16 protein-coding genes are annotated in these 14398 nt (G+C 46.8%); 6 read left to right on the forward strand and 10 right to left on the reverse strand.

Annotated features, from left to right (window positions below; all coding sequences use genetic code 11):
• Nucleotides 1–101 precede the first annotated feature (101 nt).
• The 5 genes from NDI35_RS28965 to NDI35_RS28985 form a co-directional block, all read right to left on the reverse strand.
• Complete coding sequence (locus NDI35_RS28965; protein ID WP_445315718.1) at nt 102–404, reverse strand: DUF4365 domain-containing protein; 303 nt, start codon at nt 402–404, stop codon at nt 102–104.
• A 55-nt stretch (nt 405–459) separates the two neighbouring features.
• Nucleotides 460–741, reverse strand: coding sequence for a DUF2442 domain-containing protein (locus NDI35_RS28970; RefSeq protein ID WP_445315719.1), 282 nt, complete (start codon nt 739–741; stop codon nt 460–462).
• 3 nt (nt 742–744) lie between these two features.
• On the reverse strand, nt 745–1005 hold the full coding sequence (locus tag NDI35_RS28975) for a DUF4160 domain-containing protein (RefSeq protein WP_445315720.1): 261 nt from the start codon (nt 1003–1005) through the stop codon (nt 745–747).
• Between the two features lie 108 nt (nt 1006–1113).
• Complete coding sequence (locus NDI35_RS28980) at nt 1114–1182, reverse strand: nucleotidyltransferase domain-containing protein (protein ID WP_445315729.1); 69 nt, start codon at nt 1180–1182, stop codon at nt 1114–1116.
• Between the two features lie 51 nt (nt 1183–1233).
• The gene (locus NDI35_RS28985; protein ID WP_445315721.1) at nt 1234–1398 is read right to left on the reverse strand and encodes a hypothetical protein; all 165 of its coding nucleotides are present in this window, start codon (nt 1396–1398) and stop codon (nt 1234–1236) included.
• 618 nt (nt 1399–2016) lie between these two features.
• Here NDI35_RS28985 and NDI35_RS28990 point away from each other — a divergent pair.
• The gene (locus NDI35_RS28990) at nt 2017–4788 is read left to right on the forward strand and encodes a DUF3536 domain-containing protein (RefSeq protein WP_445315722.1); all 2772 of its coding nucleotides are present in this window, start codon (nt 2017–2019) and stop codon (nt 4786–4788) included.
• Between the two features lie 273 nt (nt 4789–5061).
• Nucleotides 5062–5295 (forward strand): ferredoxin-thioredoxin reductase variable chain, encoded by a 234-nt coding sequence (locus NDI35_RS28995; protein ID WP_006635793.1) that lies wholly within the window; start codon nt 5062–5064, stop codon nt 5293–5295.
• Nucleotides 5296–5585: 290 nt separating this feature from the next.
• Here the strand turns inward: NDI35_RS28995 and NDI35_RS29000 are convergent, their stop codons facing one another.
• The 4 genes from NDI35_RS29000 to NDI35_RS29015 all read right to left on the reverse strand — a co-directional run bounded on the left by NDI35_RS29000 (nt 5586) and on the right by NDI35_RS29015 (nt 8915).
• Nucleotides 5586–5819 (reverse strand): hypothetical protein, encoded by a 234-nt coding sequence (locus tag NDI35_RS29000; RefSeq protein WP_333035767.1) that lies wholly within the window; start codon nt 5817–5819, stop codon nt 5586–5588.
• A 141-nt stretch (nt 5820–5960) separates the two neighbouring features.
• On the reverse strand, nt 5961–6755 hold the full coding sequence (locus tag NDI35_RS29005) for a YdcF family protein (RefSeq protein WP_445315723.1): 795 nt from the start codon (nt 6753–6755) through the stop codon (nt 5961–5963).
• A 181-nt stretch (nt 6756–6936) separates the two neighbouring features.
• Nucleotides 6937–7263, reverse strand: a complete 327-nt coding sequence (locus tag NDI35_RS29010) for a hypothetical protein (RefSeq protein WP_333180071.1) — start codon at nt 7261–7263, stop codon at nt 6937–6939.
• Between the two features lie 86 nt (nt 7264–7349).
• Nucleotides 7350–8915, reverse strand: a complete 1566-nt coding sequence (locus NDI35_RS29015) for a bifunctional aminoglycoside phosphotransferase/ATP-binding protein (protein WP_445315724.1) — start codon at nt 8913–8915, stop codon at nt 7350–7352.
• A gap of 145 nt (nt 8916–9060) precedes the next feature.
• Between NDI35_RS29015 and NDI35_RS29020 the strand changes: the two genes are divergently transcribed.
• The 3 genes from NDI35_RS29020 (at nt 9061) to NDI35_RS29030 (ending at nt 10886) form a co-directional block, all read left to right on the forward strand.
• The gene (locus NDI35_RS29020; RefSeq protein WP_445315725.1) at nt 9061–10077 is read left to right on the forward strand and encodes an adenosine kinase; all 1017 of its coding nucleotides are present in this window, start codon (nt 9061–9063) and stop codon (nt 10075–10077) included.
• Nucleotides 10078–10284: 207 nt separating this feature from the next.
• Nucleotides 10285–10485, forward strand: a complete 201-nt coding sequence (locus NDI35_RS29025; protein ID WP_333138235.1) for a hypothetical protein — start codon at nt 10285–10287, stop codon at nt 10483–10485.
• Nucleotides 10476–10886, forward strand: a complete 411-nt coding sequence (locus NDI35_RS29030) for a type II toxin-antitoxin system VapC family toxin (RefSeq protein WP_445315726.1) — start codon at nt 10476–10478, stop codon at nt 10884–10886. Before NDI35_RS29025 ends, NDI35_RS29030 begins: the two co-directional genes overlap by 10 nt.
• A 151-nt stretch (nt 10887–11037) precedes the next feature.
• Here the strand turns inward: NDI35_RS29030 and NDI35_RS29035 are convergent, their stop codons facing one another.
• A complete protein-coding gene (locus NDI35_RS29035; protein ID WP_445315727.1) occupies nt 11038–13503 on the reverse strand; it encodes a choice-of-anchor K domain-containing protein in 2466 nt (821 codons plus the stop codon).
• Nucleotides 13504–13870: 367 nt separating this feature from the next.
• Between NDI35_RS29035 and NDI35_RS29040 the strand changes: the two genes are divergently transcribed.
• Entirely contained in the window at nt 13871–14395 is a 525-nt protein-coding gene (locus tag NDI35_RS29040; RefSeq protein ID WP_445315728.1) for a hypothetical protein, read from the forward strand.
• Nucleotides 14396–14398 lie beyond the last annotated feature (3 nt).

Here is a 14398-nt window from a genome sequence, read left to right on the forward strand (position 1 = left end):
CATTATTTTTGGGATAGGCAAGCGTGTAACAATTATGCTGCCTATCTTTTTTTAGCACACATGGGCTCAATCCTCACCACCTCTGGGTTTCAGGCTGGTTGTCACCCCCCCAGAACGACAACTAAAATTCGGGGAAGGGCGAAGTTATCCATTCTTAAGTCGTTGTAGTTTTTGAGCTTGAGGGGGTAGCAGATGGAGTTATCGTCTTGGATATCACTTGATGTAGATTTTAACTGCAATTCTAAGCGAGGTGCTCTAATGGGGCCTGTCCCGCCTTTGGCACATACTCCCCAGTCTACGCTGTCATCGTCTACGGAAGGTTTGTAGACGGAATAGCCGGCAACGGTGGTGACAGCTTGCAGGTAGACGTTGCTGAATTGTTCTTTTTGTTGGTTGATGTCCACTTTTTACGTAGCGATTATTCTTGTTAACCTGTTTGGTTTTAGATCCTAGATAAAATTACATCATGTTGGTTATGGTTTCCTTGATTTGTATCGGTTGGTTGGTGACAATGGAGTAGAGAACATCGGGGTCTAAATCGGCTCCATTTTCCCAGTAAATTGTCCCCCATTCTGGATTTAGTTTAACTTGGTTAAAGTAAGTCAAGTCTTGCAGGGGGGCGAAGATTCCGGTAAATTCGATTAATTGGCTAATGTCAACTACTCCCTCTTGGTTATCTTCAAATTTGAGGTGAAGTTGATAGTTTTCTAATGGTTTAACTGAGCAAATATCTTTGAGCATTGTTTATTCCAAAGGGGCAATAGGTTCTAAGGGTATTTGAAGTCTGGCAAGTTGCCAGTTTTGCATGAGCTCTGTTTGATGAAGGGCAGCCCACTCTACAACTAATCCTAAGATGCGAGGGGAAAGTTTGCCTTCTAGGATTGAGAGGGTTTCGATATCAATGATGGCTTTTTGTTCATTGTAGCGGGCATGAAAGTGCGGGGGCGGGTGGTCGTTATAGTACATCGTGATGATGATGCCTAAAAATCGGCTGAGCTCTGGCATTAGATTGTCTCCTATACAATTCTTTCGGCGTCTTTTCCCAGATTTCGTAAGACTAAATCCGCTCAATATATTCTTTAATATTGCTTAAAACGTGCGTTTTGGTTCCAATTATACTAAAAAATCCACCTCGCTATCTGCTGTTGCTTCACCCCTGGCAACCGAACCAAAAACGCGCACATTTAACGCGCCTGGGTGTAGCAATTCTCAGGATATCGGAGCGCTTGGACTTCAGCAATTCCTCAATTCCCATAACTCCACCCTCGGCAGATTTTCCCGAATCATCGCCTCTAACTTGGCACTCTCGGCAAATTGCCTCTCCAACTTCGCCGTCAAATGCAGCATCTTCTCGTCCAAACCCTCCTCATCCTCCAATGCCTCCGCCTCCGCCCTCACATACCTCTCAGGAGTTAAAACTTAACACTTACCGTTTTGCTTTTTTGTTGCCTTTTGACACCGCACCAGTGTTACAACTCTTCTGGAAAGTACATTTGCAGCAAATCTGCCCCGCCCTAACCCAACTGGCCTAACTTCTCCAGAACTTAGGTAAAAAGCACCTAAAGTATGATGCGAAACTCGGGCAAAACTCTTACTCTATAAATTTATCGGGCATTAAACCGATACCCACAACCGCCAAGATTTATTGCCAAAAATTAAATCTTTCCGGCGAAAACTTGCTATTTACTGAATAAGACTTTAAAATCCAGCTATGTAAATCAAACTCTCAATGAGCAGCCCTGCAAGCACAAACCCGAAAGGGGTCGCAAGTGCGAAAAAGCAGCAAAAGCTACCTTTTTTAAGTCTTTCAACAGCAAAGCATTGGCAAAAAAACCAGGGATCGACGGTTGGCATCTTGGAACGAATGCTTTGCTCGCAATACTACAAATGTATCAAAACTTGTCAGCCAAATTTAGTCCTAACAGATGCCTAGCTGTAACTCTTGCTGCGTAAGGTTTCAGTTTCTAATTAGGCTCGTTTTATTGTCTTTAACTACTTGAGTGAGGATTTGCCCGCATGGTTTCGATTTCTACTACTCAATCCGATGTGCTGCCTTTGTCTTCGCCAACCGTAACGGCTGCAACCCAAACCAGCGTGGCTGCTGCAACTGGGGTCTGCGTGACGGTTCACGGTCACTTTTACCAGCCGCCCCGGGAAAACCCTTACCTGGACGCGATCGAACGCCAAGCCAGCGCCTCTCCTTTCCATGACTGGAACGAACGCATTGACAAGGAGTGCTACCGCCCGAACGCCTTTGCCCGCATACTCAACGATCGCGGCGAAGTCGCGGGGATCGTCAACAACTACGAGTATATGAGCTTCAACATCGGACCCACCCTGATGAGCTGGCTCGAACGCTACGACCCGGAAGTCTACCAGCGGATTCTGGAAGCCGATCGCAAAAGCTGTCAGCGGCTCAACGGTCACGGCAACGCGATCGCCCAAGTCTACAATCACATCATCATGCCCCTCGCTAACGAGCGAGACAAATACACCCAAATTCGCTGGGGGATCGCAGATTTCCGCTCCCGGTTCAATCGCGATCCCGAAGGAATGTGGCTCGCCGAAACCGCCGTAGACTACGCAACCCTCGAAGTTTTAGTCGCTGAAGGCATCCGCTTCATTGTCTTAGCCCCCTCCCAAGCCGAACGCTGCCGCCCGCTAATCGGGCAAAACCACGAAGGGGAACCAGGGCATAATTCCGAATGGCACGAAGTCGGCGGGGGTCAAATCGATCCGACTCGCCCGTACCGCTGCTATTTGAAACCAGAAATGCGATTGATGACTGACCACCAACTCTCGCCGCTGAGCACTCACTATTTTGGCCGCCAGCACTCCCAAAATTCTGCAGCCCCAACTACCAACACTCCGTACATCGATATCTTTTTCTACGATGGCCCGATCTCGCGAGATATGGGCTTCAATGACGTTCTCAGCAGCAGCCACCACTTGGCCGGGCGCTTGGGTCAAGCAGTGCGCGGAGACCACCGACCGGCTCAATTAATCTGCGTGGCGACGGACGGTGAAACTTTCGGCCACCACAAACACAGTACGGAAAAATGCCTCGCCTACGCCTTCACAGAAGAGTTTCCCCGCCGAGGCTGGACGGTGACGAATTTTGCTCATTATTTAAGTCAAAATCCCAGCGCTTGGGAAGTTGAACTCAAACCGGTGACGGCCTGGAGTTGTTCTCACGGGGTCGATCGCTGGCAAGATGATTGCGGCTGCGGTGGTGGCGGCGGATGGCACCTCAAATGGCGCCGCCCTCTGCGGGATACTCTGAATTGGCTGCGCGATCGACTGATTCCCATTTACGAAGAAGCGGGGCGCAAGCTGTTGAGCGATCCCTGGAAAGCCAGAGATGAATATATTGAGGTCATCCGGGATCGATCGCCCACTAACGTTGAGAGTTTCCTCCAACGCCATCAAGTGCGCCCCCTCGATGCCTCCGAACAGGTGGACGCCCTGCGACTGCTGGAAATGCAGCGCCACACCCTGTTAATGTTCACTAGCTGCGGCTGGTTTTTTGAAGAAATCTCGCGGCCAGAAGGCGTACAAATTCTGCGCTACGCGGCCCGGGCGCTGGAATTGGCGGGGGAAGTTACCGGCATCCAGCTAGAAAAGGATTTTGTCGATCGACTAGCCCTCGTACCCAGCAACGTTGACTGTTTTAAAACAGGGGCAGAAGTTTACCGCCAACTGGTGGTGACAGCCCAAATTAGTCTCAAACAAGTGGCCGCGCATTACGCAATCAGTTCTTTGTTTGCCAAATTTTCCCGCGAAGAGCGACTTTACTGCTATCAGGCCCAGCAGGAAGATTTCCAAATTCAGCGCATGGGATCGATGACTCTGGCTGTGGGTCAATTGGAGTTAACCTCGGAAATTACGCGGGAAACAGAGATTTTTGTGTTTGCTGCGTTGCACCTCGGCGGCTGGGACTTCCACTGCTGCATTCAGCCTTTTGGCAGCCGCCGGTCTTACACTATGCTCAAAGAGCGGTTGTTTGGAGTTATGCAAGAAGCTTCGGCGTCCCACGCGATTCTGGAGATGGTGCGACTGTTTGGGGATCAGTCCTTTAGCTTGCGGGATTTATTTGCTGAGGAACGCCACCGGATCGTGCAGTTGCTGAGTCAGGAAAATTTGACTCGGTTGGATCAGCTTTACACTCAGGTTTACCGGGAAAATTACGGGGTGATGATGGCGTTCCACCGCGACGATCTGCAGGTGCCCGTAGAGTTGCAGGTGGCTGCTGAGGTGGCTTTGGGACACCGCTGTTTGACGGCGGCCAAGGCCCTGGAAGTGGAAACGGAGGATGTGGAACCGCTGCTGGCCGAAATTGAGGCGATCGCCACTGAAAGCGGCCATCTCCGCTGTCGGTTGAACGTTCCCGAAGTCAAGGAAATTTTGGAAAAGCTGGTTTGGCGATCGCTAGACACGCTGCTGCAAGCTGGATCGGGCATGGAGGATCGCTCGCCTGTCACTTTAGAAGCTGATATCCGCACGATCGAGCGTTTGATTGCGGTGGGCGATCGGCTGAGTCTGGGTTTGTGTCTGGATCGATCGCAGGAACTGTATTTCGATTCTCTGTACAGTCAAATTGTGCCTCTGTGTTTGGGCTGGCTGCAACTGCAAGATGCCTCGGAGGGCGACAGTGTGGTCGCTGCCGTTGCCTTGGGGATTGCAGGTTCCGGCGCCGGCTGGGACTTGTCTTCGATCCGGCAGTTGCTAGAGTTGGGCCAAACCTTGGCCGTTGATGTTGAGTGTTGGTTAAATCAGTTAAGTAAATAGTTTCCTGATTAGCCAAATCAATTCCCGCCCTTGAGAATCCGCCCGATCGAGCTTTAAAAGCCGATCGGGCCTGCAGGATCAAGCGAGAATCGATCAACATTTCCGCTTACGTGGATCGCGCCTGGGGATCGAAGCAGCGACAGGGAACCGCCAACTTTGTTTAAGTTTTCGCTCTACTTGTGGGAAGATAAGAAGACTGTCGGCAAAGCCTACAAGTGTTAAGCACCCGTAGGCTTTGCAGAGTTTTGAAGAGAGAACACTAAATATAAGTCTATGAAAGTTGGCGATCGCGTTTGCATTAAAAACTCTGTTGTTGTCTACCACCACCCTGAAAATCGCAGTCAACCATTTGATATTAAGGGTATGGAAGGAGAAGTCGTGGCGATCGTTCACGAATGGCACGGCAGACCTGTCAGTGCTAATTGGCCGATTCTAGTACAATTTGACAAAAAATTTCGAGCTCACCTGAAAGAGGATGAGGTCGAATTGATATCTTCGGAAGTCTAGCTGTATCCAAAGTAGAAGCCCGATGTCAAAGACAATATCAAATCCGGTCAGTCGATTTTAGATTTTAGATTTTAGATTTTAGATTTACTCCACAGATGAATCTGGAAGCTGGAACTAAGGTCTAAAATTTTGCGCTGACCGCGACTCCTGTCGGAAAGCAAGTATCCGTTTTTGGGCGGGAGTCATATACCGGTTGTAAAGTTTGTAGTGAGGACTTCAGTTTTTTCTGTAGCTTTTAGTCGATGGGGGGACTAAACTCCTTACTACCAACCCTCTTTTTTATTTAACCCTTAATTTTTCGACCGTCTGCGGCTAAACCAACCTAAAATATTCCAATCTCCCTGCATTTTCTGCAATTCCTGCTGATGCTGCTTGGCTGTAGCGTAATACCACTGGCAGTGAAGTTCTAGTTCTTGACGGTACTTAATTTCATCGTAAAACTCGCGGACAATTTGGTGTCTCTGAAAAATTTCGGCCGCGGGAGTCGGTTCTGGGGCAATGTTTTGCAACTCGTGGGGCAGCATGATTGTTTGGGGGCGAGTGTGGCTAATATTGGCTTTAATAACTTTAAGCTAGCACACTGAATCAATTTTGGATTTGGGAAGTGACTTCACGGTTGAGACTACTTAAATTCTTTCATCCGAAATCCCAAATCTAAAATTCTGTTAAAGCCATCCCCGCAACCGATAAACGATTAAGCCGATGTATTCTTTCAAAGCTTTAGTTGACTGGTTTAACTGATAAGTATCCGGCAATAAATCCAGTGCGACTGCTTGCCAATTGCTTTCGGATGCTGCGATATCCTGCTGCGTGATCTGAAAGTCTGTTGGTGCCGCAATAGCTTTTATTCCCTGACGCTGGAAAATTAAGAGCGATCGAGTCATGTGCATCGCCGATGTCACTAGCAAAACCGGCCCTTTTATGCCTTTAGCATCTAAAATTTTCCGCACGTTGACAGCATTTTGATAAGTGTTGTGTGAATCGGGGTCTTGCAGAATTGCTGATGCCGGTACACCCATTGTTTGGGCAATTTCTGCCATGTCTGCCGATTCGGGAGACCCGCCGCCTTTCCAATCTACTCTACCGCCGCTGAGAATTAGCAAGGAAGCTTTGCCTTGCCGGTAAAGTCGGGAACCGTAGATTATTCGATCGCCCGCTTCCGCTAATTCTACCCAAGGACGGGGAGGTAAAGCTGCTTTGACACCGCCGCCCAAGACGATAATCGCTTCAGCTTGAGGGAGTTCGGCGGTTGGTAAGTTTTGCCATTCGAGCGATCGAACTAACGATTTTGAAACCCAACCGCTACTTCCGAGGAGTAAAATAATTAAAGCCGCAGCAATTGGCGCCGCCGCCCATTTGGGACGCTTCCAAAGTGTTATTAAAGCCGCCATCATTAACAGGCAACTCAACCCCAAAGGATAAATAAACAGCGGCAGGAGTTTCGATAGAAATACAAACATTAAGCAAGTAATTCAAATTGCTCGTTAGCAGTAATGGGTAATTGGAAATGAACGATCGTTAGTCGCTAATCTGTAATTAGTAATTTAAGTGGCGGGAGTGGTTAATTTTTAGTAGAGAGTTGTGAATTATGAACTCTTTAACTTAAAGCTTACAACTCAATACTCAAAACTATTTTCGGTGCTAGCGACGATCCTCTGGTCCAGATAACCAGCCAAACAATGTAGCAGCATCACCCCTAGAGGTTTTGCTATATTTATGGGCGTCCCTTTGCACTACTTCTTTATTGACGATAGCATCTGAGGTTTTGTCCTTGGAATTCATATTCGGGTTGAGTAGTAATTCGTTGTGCCACCAAGCGACAATTAAACCGGCTGCCACGCCACCGATGACACCCAAGCCGAGACTCAGGACCAGCGTACATCCTACTAAGCGAAACCCAACGGTAAACAACACAAACCATATCAGCGCGGGGCTAAACCCCTTGGAGTCTCCGGTAAATTTTGGCATGAGCTGTAAGTTTTGTTTTTAATAATACAGAAAGATATTGACAATATTAGCAGACAATCAAATTGCCAAGGGTGATCGCTCTGCAACTACTCCCCACAAATCACGTTTAATTGTACCTCTAACTCTTGCGCGGTATCTACAATCGTTACAGAAATTTGCTCTAATTCTGTAAAAGGTTCAAAAGCTGCTTGCTGCGAACTCAATAGTTCGGCTGTCGCGTCGGCAATATCGCCCCGGCGCTGTTGCAGTCGTTCTCGCAATATTTCAATTGGTGCGGTGCAGTAAATAATTTGCAGGGGCAAGCCGTGGGATTGAGCCTGATTAATCGCATCCGTTCTCAAGTTTTGGCGATCGAACTTTGCATCTAAAATCACATCCCAACCTCGGTCAGCCAGAATTATCCCCAACTCTAACAATCTACCATAAGTCTGTGCCGTCATTTCATCCGAGTACAAATTTTGCCCCCCGCGTTCATTTAAAGGAATTCCGCCTAAATGTTTGCGAACAGCATCGGATCGAATATGAATTGCCCCAGTGTGGCGAGCCAAATATCGAGCTGCTGTACTCTTGCCAGAACCCGACAAACCAGACATCAAAGTTAACTTTCCCCGGTGCGGTTGTGTGTATTGCCAAGCCAGTTTATAGTAATGAGCGGCAGTCTGTGAAATCTCTGCTTTTTGGGCTGTTGAAATAGCGGCATCGTCCAACATTAACGAAGTTACTTTCGCTCTAACATAAGCTTGACGGCTCAAATACAGAGGCAACAGTTGCAGCCCTTCCCAATCCCCTGTTTGTTCAATGTAAGTATTGAGAAAAGCATTGCCCAAGTCTCTGCGCCCCCGCGATTCCAAATCCATTACTGTAAAAGCGACATCGTACATGACATCAACAAAGCGGAAAGGATCGTTAAATTCAATGCAGTCGAACAGCAATATTTTATCTTGCCAGAATGCTATATTCCGCAAGTGCAAATCTCCGTGACACTCGCGAATTTTATTATTGGCAATACGCAGATTAAATAACTCTTGATTTTCCGCAAAAAACCCATCAGTATAATCTTTAGTTTCCTGATATTGTCTCTGAGTCTGCGGTCCGCCGATATATTTTTGCGAAATCAGGTAATTGTTGTCTATGGCTGTGCGAATCTGACTGACTTCGCCAAATCGGCGAATGTAGCTATTACTAATTGCCGTGCTGTGAAAATTGGCAACTTCCCGCCCTAAGTCTGCCATAAGTTGCTCGGTCAACAGTCCGCGCTCCAACAAACTAAGCAAGAGCGAATCTTGAGGAAATTCTCGCATTTTCAGCACGTATTCTACAGCAATATCGCCAGAAGTTATAGCAGGTAAGTTGCTGCCCAAGTGAAAAGAATTGCCCGTTTTAACAATTGGCAAAACTTCTAGATAAATTTCCGGTGCAGTGCGTCGGTTCAGCAGCAATTCTTCGTTGCAGAAATGCTGCCGTTTCTCCAAAGTAGAATAGTCCAAAAAGCCAAAATTGACGGGTTTCTTGATTTTGTAAGTATAATCTCCGGTCAGCAAAACAAAGGAAGCGTGAGTCTGAATTAGCTGCACTGGTTCTGTCACCCGGTGCGGGTAAAACCCGGGCTGCAACATTTGCTGAATCAGAGGTGGGAGACAAGTATCAGTCATATCGATTTTAGATTTGGGATTTGGGATTTTGGATTAGAGCGATTTGGGATGGGGGATTTAGATAAAGATAAATTAAAGAAAATAGATGTTGAGTTGAAGTCGATTTATTATAAAGTTGATAATTAGTGTAAACCAAAAATTACTGATGACAGAAAACAATCAAGATTCCCGTTCGGTGGATGTGTTTGGCGTAGGCAATGCCCTAGTAGACATCCTAGCATTGGTGGAAGATGAATTTGTACTCGGCCACGGGCTGAATCGCGGCGGGATGACGCTGATGAATTCGGAAACCCAGGGGGGGATTTTGCACGATTTAGAGCACAATTCGCTGCAAATGCGATCGGGCGGTTCGGCGGCAAATACCATGATTGGTTTGGCTCAAAGCGGCGGTAAAGCGTATTATTCGGGGAAGGTTGCTAAGGATACTAACGGCGAATTTTATCGGCAAGATTTGCTGGCGGCGGGGATTGATTTTAATGTGCATCCTGCTGAGTCGTCGAAGGAACCCACGGGTACTTGTGTTGTGCTGACTACGCCGGATGCGGAACGCACGATGTGTACTAATCTGGGGGTTTCTACTACTCTGGCTGCGACTGATATTGATGTCGATCGGCTGGCTCACTGCAAGTACAGTTATGTTGAGGGCTATCTTTGGGATGCTCCCGATCCGAGAAAGGCTAGCATTGAGACGATGGAACAGTCTAAGCGTCTGGGTGTGAAGGTGGCTTTTACTTTTTCGGATGGGTTTTTAGTCGATCGATTTGCTGATGATTTTCACAAGGTGGTTTCGGAATATTGCGATGTAATTTTTTGCAATGCTGATGAAGTTCGGAGCTTTTTTAAGGAGGAATCTCTGGAAGAGTGCGCTCGGAAAATGAGCGAGATTTCGGATTTGGCTTTTATCACTAATGGGGATAAAGGCTGCATGGTGGTGGAGAACAAACAGATTGTTGATGTGGCTGGATTTCCGGTAAAGGCGAGCGATACTGTGGGTGCCGGGGATGCTTTTGCGGGCGGTGTTTTGTTTGGAATTACTAATGGTTTGAGTTCTGCACAAGCGGCTCGCTGGGGCAATTTCTTGGCTTCTAGGGTGGTGCAGATTCATGGGCCTCGACTTGAGGGTTCTCAGGCTCATCTTTTGAGTGAGGTGATTTCTGGTTAGGATTTGAAAGGGGCGATCGCACTTTTTTTGATAAAGGGCGATCGCACTTTTTAGCACCGCAGATGAAGGCGGATGAACGCGGAGGGATTAAGGGCGATCGCCGCCGCCCGTCGCCGACTTAGACCTCTGTAGAATGAGCCATAATAGACAAAGCCGCAACCCTTGTAGCCCGATCGATTAACCAGCAACCATCAGAGAATTTGATTTATGCTAATTCAGAAAATCGTTCAAGAATTACAAGACATCCCCGAAGACAAACTCGCAGAAATCTATGATTTGATTCACTATTTTCGCCTCGGATTAGGACGGGAACAGCCACAGCCCCGCACCCCTGGTTTACTGACGGGAGAACTCGGTGATGCTTTTTTTGAACCCCTGCCAGAAGAGGAACTGGAAAAATGGGAATAAGCTACCTTATCGACACCCATATCCTGCTGTGGTGGCTCTTTGATGACCCCAAACTCAATGCCCAATGCCGCGAGATCGTTCGCAACCCCGATTTTAATATCATTGTTAGCACTGTTTCCGCTTGGGAAATAGCCACCAAATATCGCATCGGTAAACTTCCCGAAGCCAAACAGATTGTGGAGGAATATTCGCAAATCCTCCACCGAGCCAAATTTATCGAACTAGCTATAACTTCAGCTCATGCCCTCCGCGCTGGCCGCCTGCCCATTGCCCACCGCGACCCCTTTGACCGGATGATTATGGCACAAGCTGAACTCGAAAATTTGCCAGTTATTACCTACGACACAGCCTTTCACGCGGGGCTAATTCAAGTTATCCCCACCGTCGAATCAAGAGCATGAGTATGGGAAGGACGATCGCGCTTTTTGTCGTAAGGGCGATGGCAGTTTTTAGCAACCGCAGATGAAGGCAGATGAACGGGGATGAACGCAGATGGAGCAAGGGCGATCGCACTTCTTAATTTTGCTGTGACTGAACTATTGCGCGACTTTCCTACAGCATTCCTATCTGGGTGATTGGGTCGTTCAAGGGTATACTGAACGAGGAACTTTTCACAATATCTGGCGGTGTGTTGATGACGACACCAAAGATATTTGTATAGACACCAAAAATTTCACTGGTTTCTGTGTATTGAATAATGGTGTCAGCAATACCATCTTGATTCACATCAGTAGGGGTGAAGGTGAGAATGTCTATGGGTACGCCTCCATTGATGCCAATTATATCGCCCTCGCTAGCATTGAAGTCCATTAACCAATCAGCAGTAGCAGGATTAGTTTCTTCTGTACCTGTGTCTGTTCTCAAGATAAAAATATCACTTCCACCTCCACCAGTCAGGCGATCAGTTCCTCTTTCACCGATTAAGATATCTTCTCCATCATCGCCAAATATCTGATCGTTGCCTTTTCCTCCCCTCACTAAATCATCTCCAACCCCTCCTGAGACGAAATCATTACCTTTATTGCCAGCGAGAATGTCCTTACCATCCTCTCCTAAAATGCGATCGTCACCTTTTCCTCCCAGCAAGTAATCGCCACCAGCAGCACCTTCAAGAGTGTCAGCACCCTCCGCAGCTAATACCACATCTGTTACGGAAGAGCCGATTATGCGATCGTTATTTTCAGTTCCCAGCATCCCTCCGGGATATTGAGCCATGACTGCTTCAGTAATCTGAAAAGTTGAATTTTGCTCGGCTGAGGCTTGTAAGTTTTGGGCAACTCGTGGCGGCGGAGAAAGAACGCTAGACACATTAGCAGATAAACCATCTAAAAGGCCTCTACTAAAAATTGCTACTCTGAGAGTAGAATCAAAAACAGTCTGTTTTATCTTATTTTTTATATTCTCTGGTAGCTGTTTTATTGCCTCTGTCGTTCCTTCTATTTGTTCAAGCGTCCCTTCCGCTGCTTCTTCCAGAATAGATACGGGTTTAATTCTACCAATCAATAGAGCATCAGACAAACGTTGTTCTGGAGTGTTAAAACGCCCTAGTTTTGTTTGGCCATCATCCGTCGAAAATCCTACTAACTCAAGTCTATATCCTGAAACCCCGAATGAACCTGGGAACCTAATTATCTGTTGAGAAATGCCAGAATCAGAAAAGCGAAGAATATCTCCATCTTTAACAGGATCGCCAGTTGTATTTGCTGTAACAGTCAAGTTAAATGAGAAATTAAAAGTCTGCACGCTAGGTACAGGATTAGTGAGAGACAGCGTGACATTGAGAGGGAAATCACCTTCAGGTTCAGAACCCGTAAACGTAAATCCATTGCGGTAAGTCAGATTGCCAAGGCTGAAAGGAATGTCACTGGCTGTACTAATTCCCTTGGCTTGACTAAATTCCTGGTCGTCACTAAATTCGTTGCCGTCACTTCCCCTGCCGTCAAACCGCACATAGCTTTCACTGTCTCCACTCGCAGGAGTTCCTAAAGTTTTCTCATTTTCGCCGTTGTCAAAAGTGCCGGAAGTAGATCCTTCAAAGAAAACTTTAGTGGTGTCTACATCAATTCTCCCAGTTTCTGAAGAGTTTAACCTTAAATAGTTGAAGTTTGATCCATCTGACTGAGGAAATACATTTCCGTTAATTAACTGTGTATACAGTTCATTGGCGTAGCCATGATTACCGCCGATAGCACCAAAAACAGGTAGGTTTCCGGGCTGTTGAAGAAAATTATTTTGATTAACAAAAAAATCCAATTCTCCCAATAACAAATCATTTCCCAGAAAGCTAGATGTATGAATAACCACTACTCTCTTAGCATCACCTGGGTCTAAGCGATCGCTTGGAGGAACTGGCTCCACTTCTGGGATGCTAATCACTGTTCCAGGTTCTGCTCCAGGTACTGACCTAAATCCGGTGTTTCTAGTTTCAAAATTAGGCCCTGCTGGGTCTAAACCAGTGATGCGATTTAGTTCGTTGCCTGTGAGTTCTTTATATTTAGCACCAGCAAAACCTGATACATGAGCGCCTAAACTGTGACCCATAAGCTCTATTTTGTTTGGGTCAAGATTCCGTGCTTTTAGATACTGAGCAAGTTGATCTCCGACTTCTCTGGTGTTAGACGCAGCTCGATCATAAGTGCTTAAACTAAGGAGGGGTACTTGGTCTGGTAGCAGTGGAAGTCCCAGTGGAGGTTTAGAACCGTCTTCCCAGTCTACCAAAATGATATTAGCATCAGGGTCTCGTTCTCGAAGAGCCTTAGCCCTTTCTGACATCCACGTTTCAGGTGTAAATTGATTATTTGGATTACCACCGGTGTCAACTTGATTACCACCCTGGTTCTGAAATCCATGAATGATTACATAAGTATTTTTATCGGCAGTTGTTCCAAATGGCTGATTGATATCAAGGAGCCCAACTGGGTTGGCAGACCTTAATGCAGAATCATCTACTCCCAGTGTGCTAGGAGTAGATTGAACTATTCTCTCCTTACCCCATATATTGAAATTCACCTTAACCATAATCCCATCTCCTCACAAATATAGTTGCGTCAAAACCAGCAAAGCCCGCCTTGCAAGCCTTCCTAGATATCTATCAGGGCCTTCCTCTGCTTTTTATGCAGTTCGCCCTATTCTTGTAACAAAACTTTACATTGCTCCCAAGAGCCGATAAGCTGTATCCCCGCTCGCCCGCCAGATGCACCGTCAAACGTAGCTGACAGCCATACACATCATTTCACAATACTCCACAATCCTGAATCTGTATAGGCTTAACGGCTCACCATTTGGCTCAACATCAAAGGCTCATTTAGCTCATTTCGCTCACTTCTGGGCTCACCAAATCATGTAACATTATTTACTAAGGCAGAATTTCCGTAAAGGAGTCGCAATGGCAGGCTTGCTCAGAGCATCTGAAGAAGGGCTAAAAATCATTGACATGGTAAGACGCAATCTCGGATGGAATAAAAGTGAGGATACCTGGTGCAAAGCCGCTCTAACTTCAAAAGCCACTTTAAGGAGGTTTTGGGCGCAAAACCGAATTCGACGCGAAACATTTATCGATATTTGCAAGGCTGTAGGAATCAATAACTGGGAAGATATTATCGAGCGCAATGATATCAAGAAAACAGAATTACTTTTAGCCGCCGCGATCGCAGATATCCCCCAAGAGGGCCAAAACGATCGCACTTTCCCCCTCCCAGAAAACTTACCCCCCGTCAGAAATTGGGTACAGCGCACCAAAGAAATCGACACCTTAAAAACCCTAATTGTTGAACCCCATCTTGTAGGGGCGGTGCCCCCGTCTGACAGGTGTAGGTTTTTTACAACTAGGAGGAGTTACAAGTATAAAAGGCATCCACAGGAGTGTGAGGGAAGGAACTCCAACGCTCCAGATGAATGGGAATATTGTTGAGTA

Origin of the sequence: Microcoleus vaginatus FACHB-2002 (assembly GCF_040004035.1) — a bacterium.
Taxonomy (GTDB): domain Bacteria; phylum Cyanobacteriota; class Cyanobacteriia; order Cyanobacteriales; family Microcoleaceae; genus Microcoleus; species Microcoleus vaginatus_C.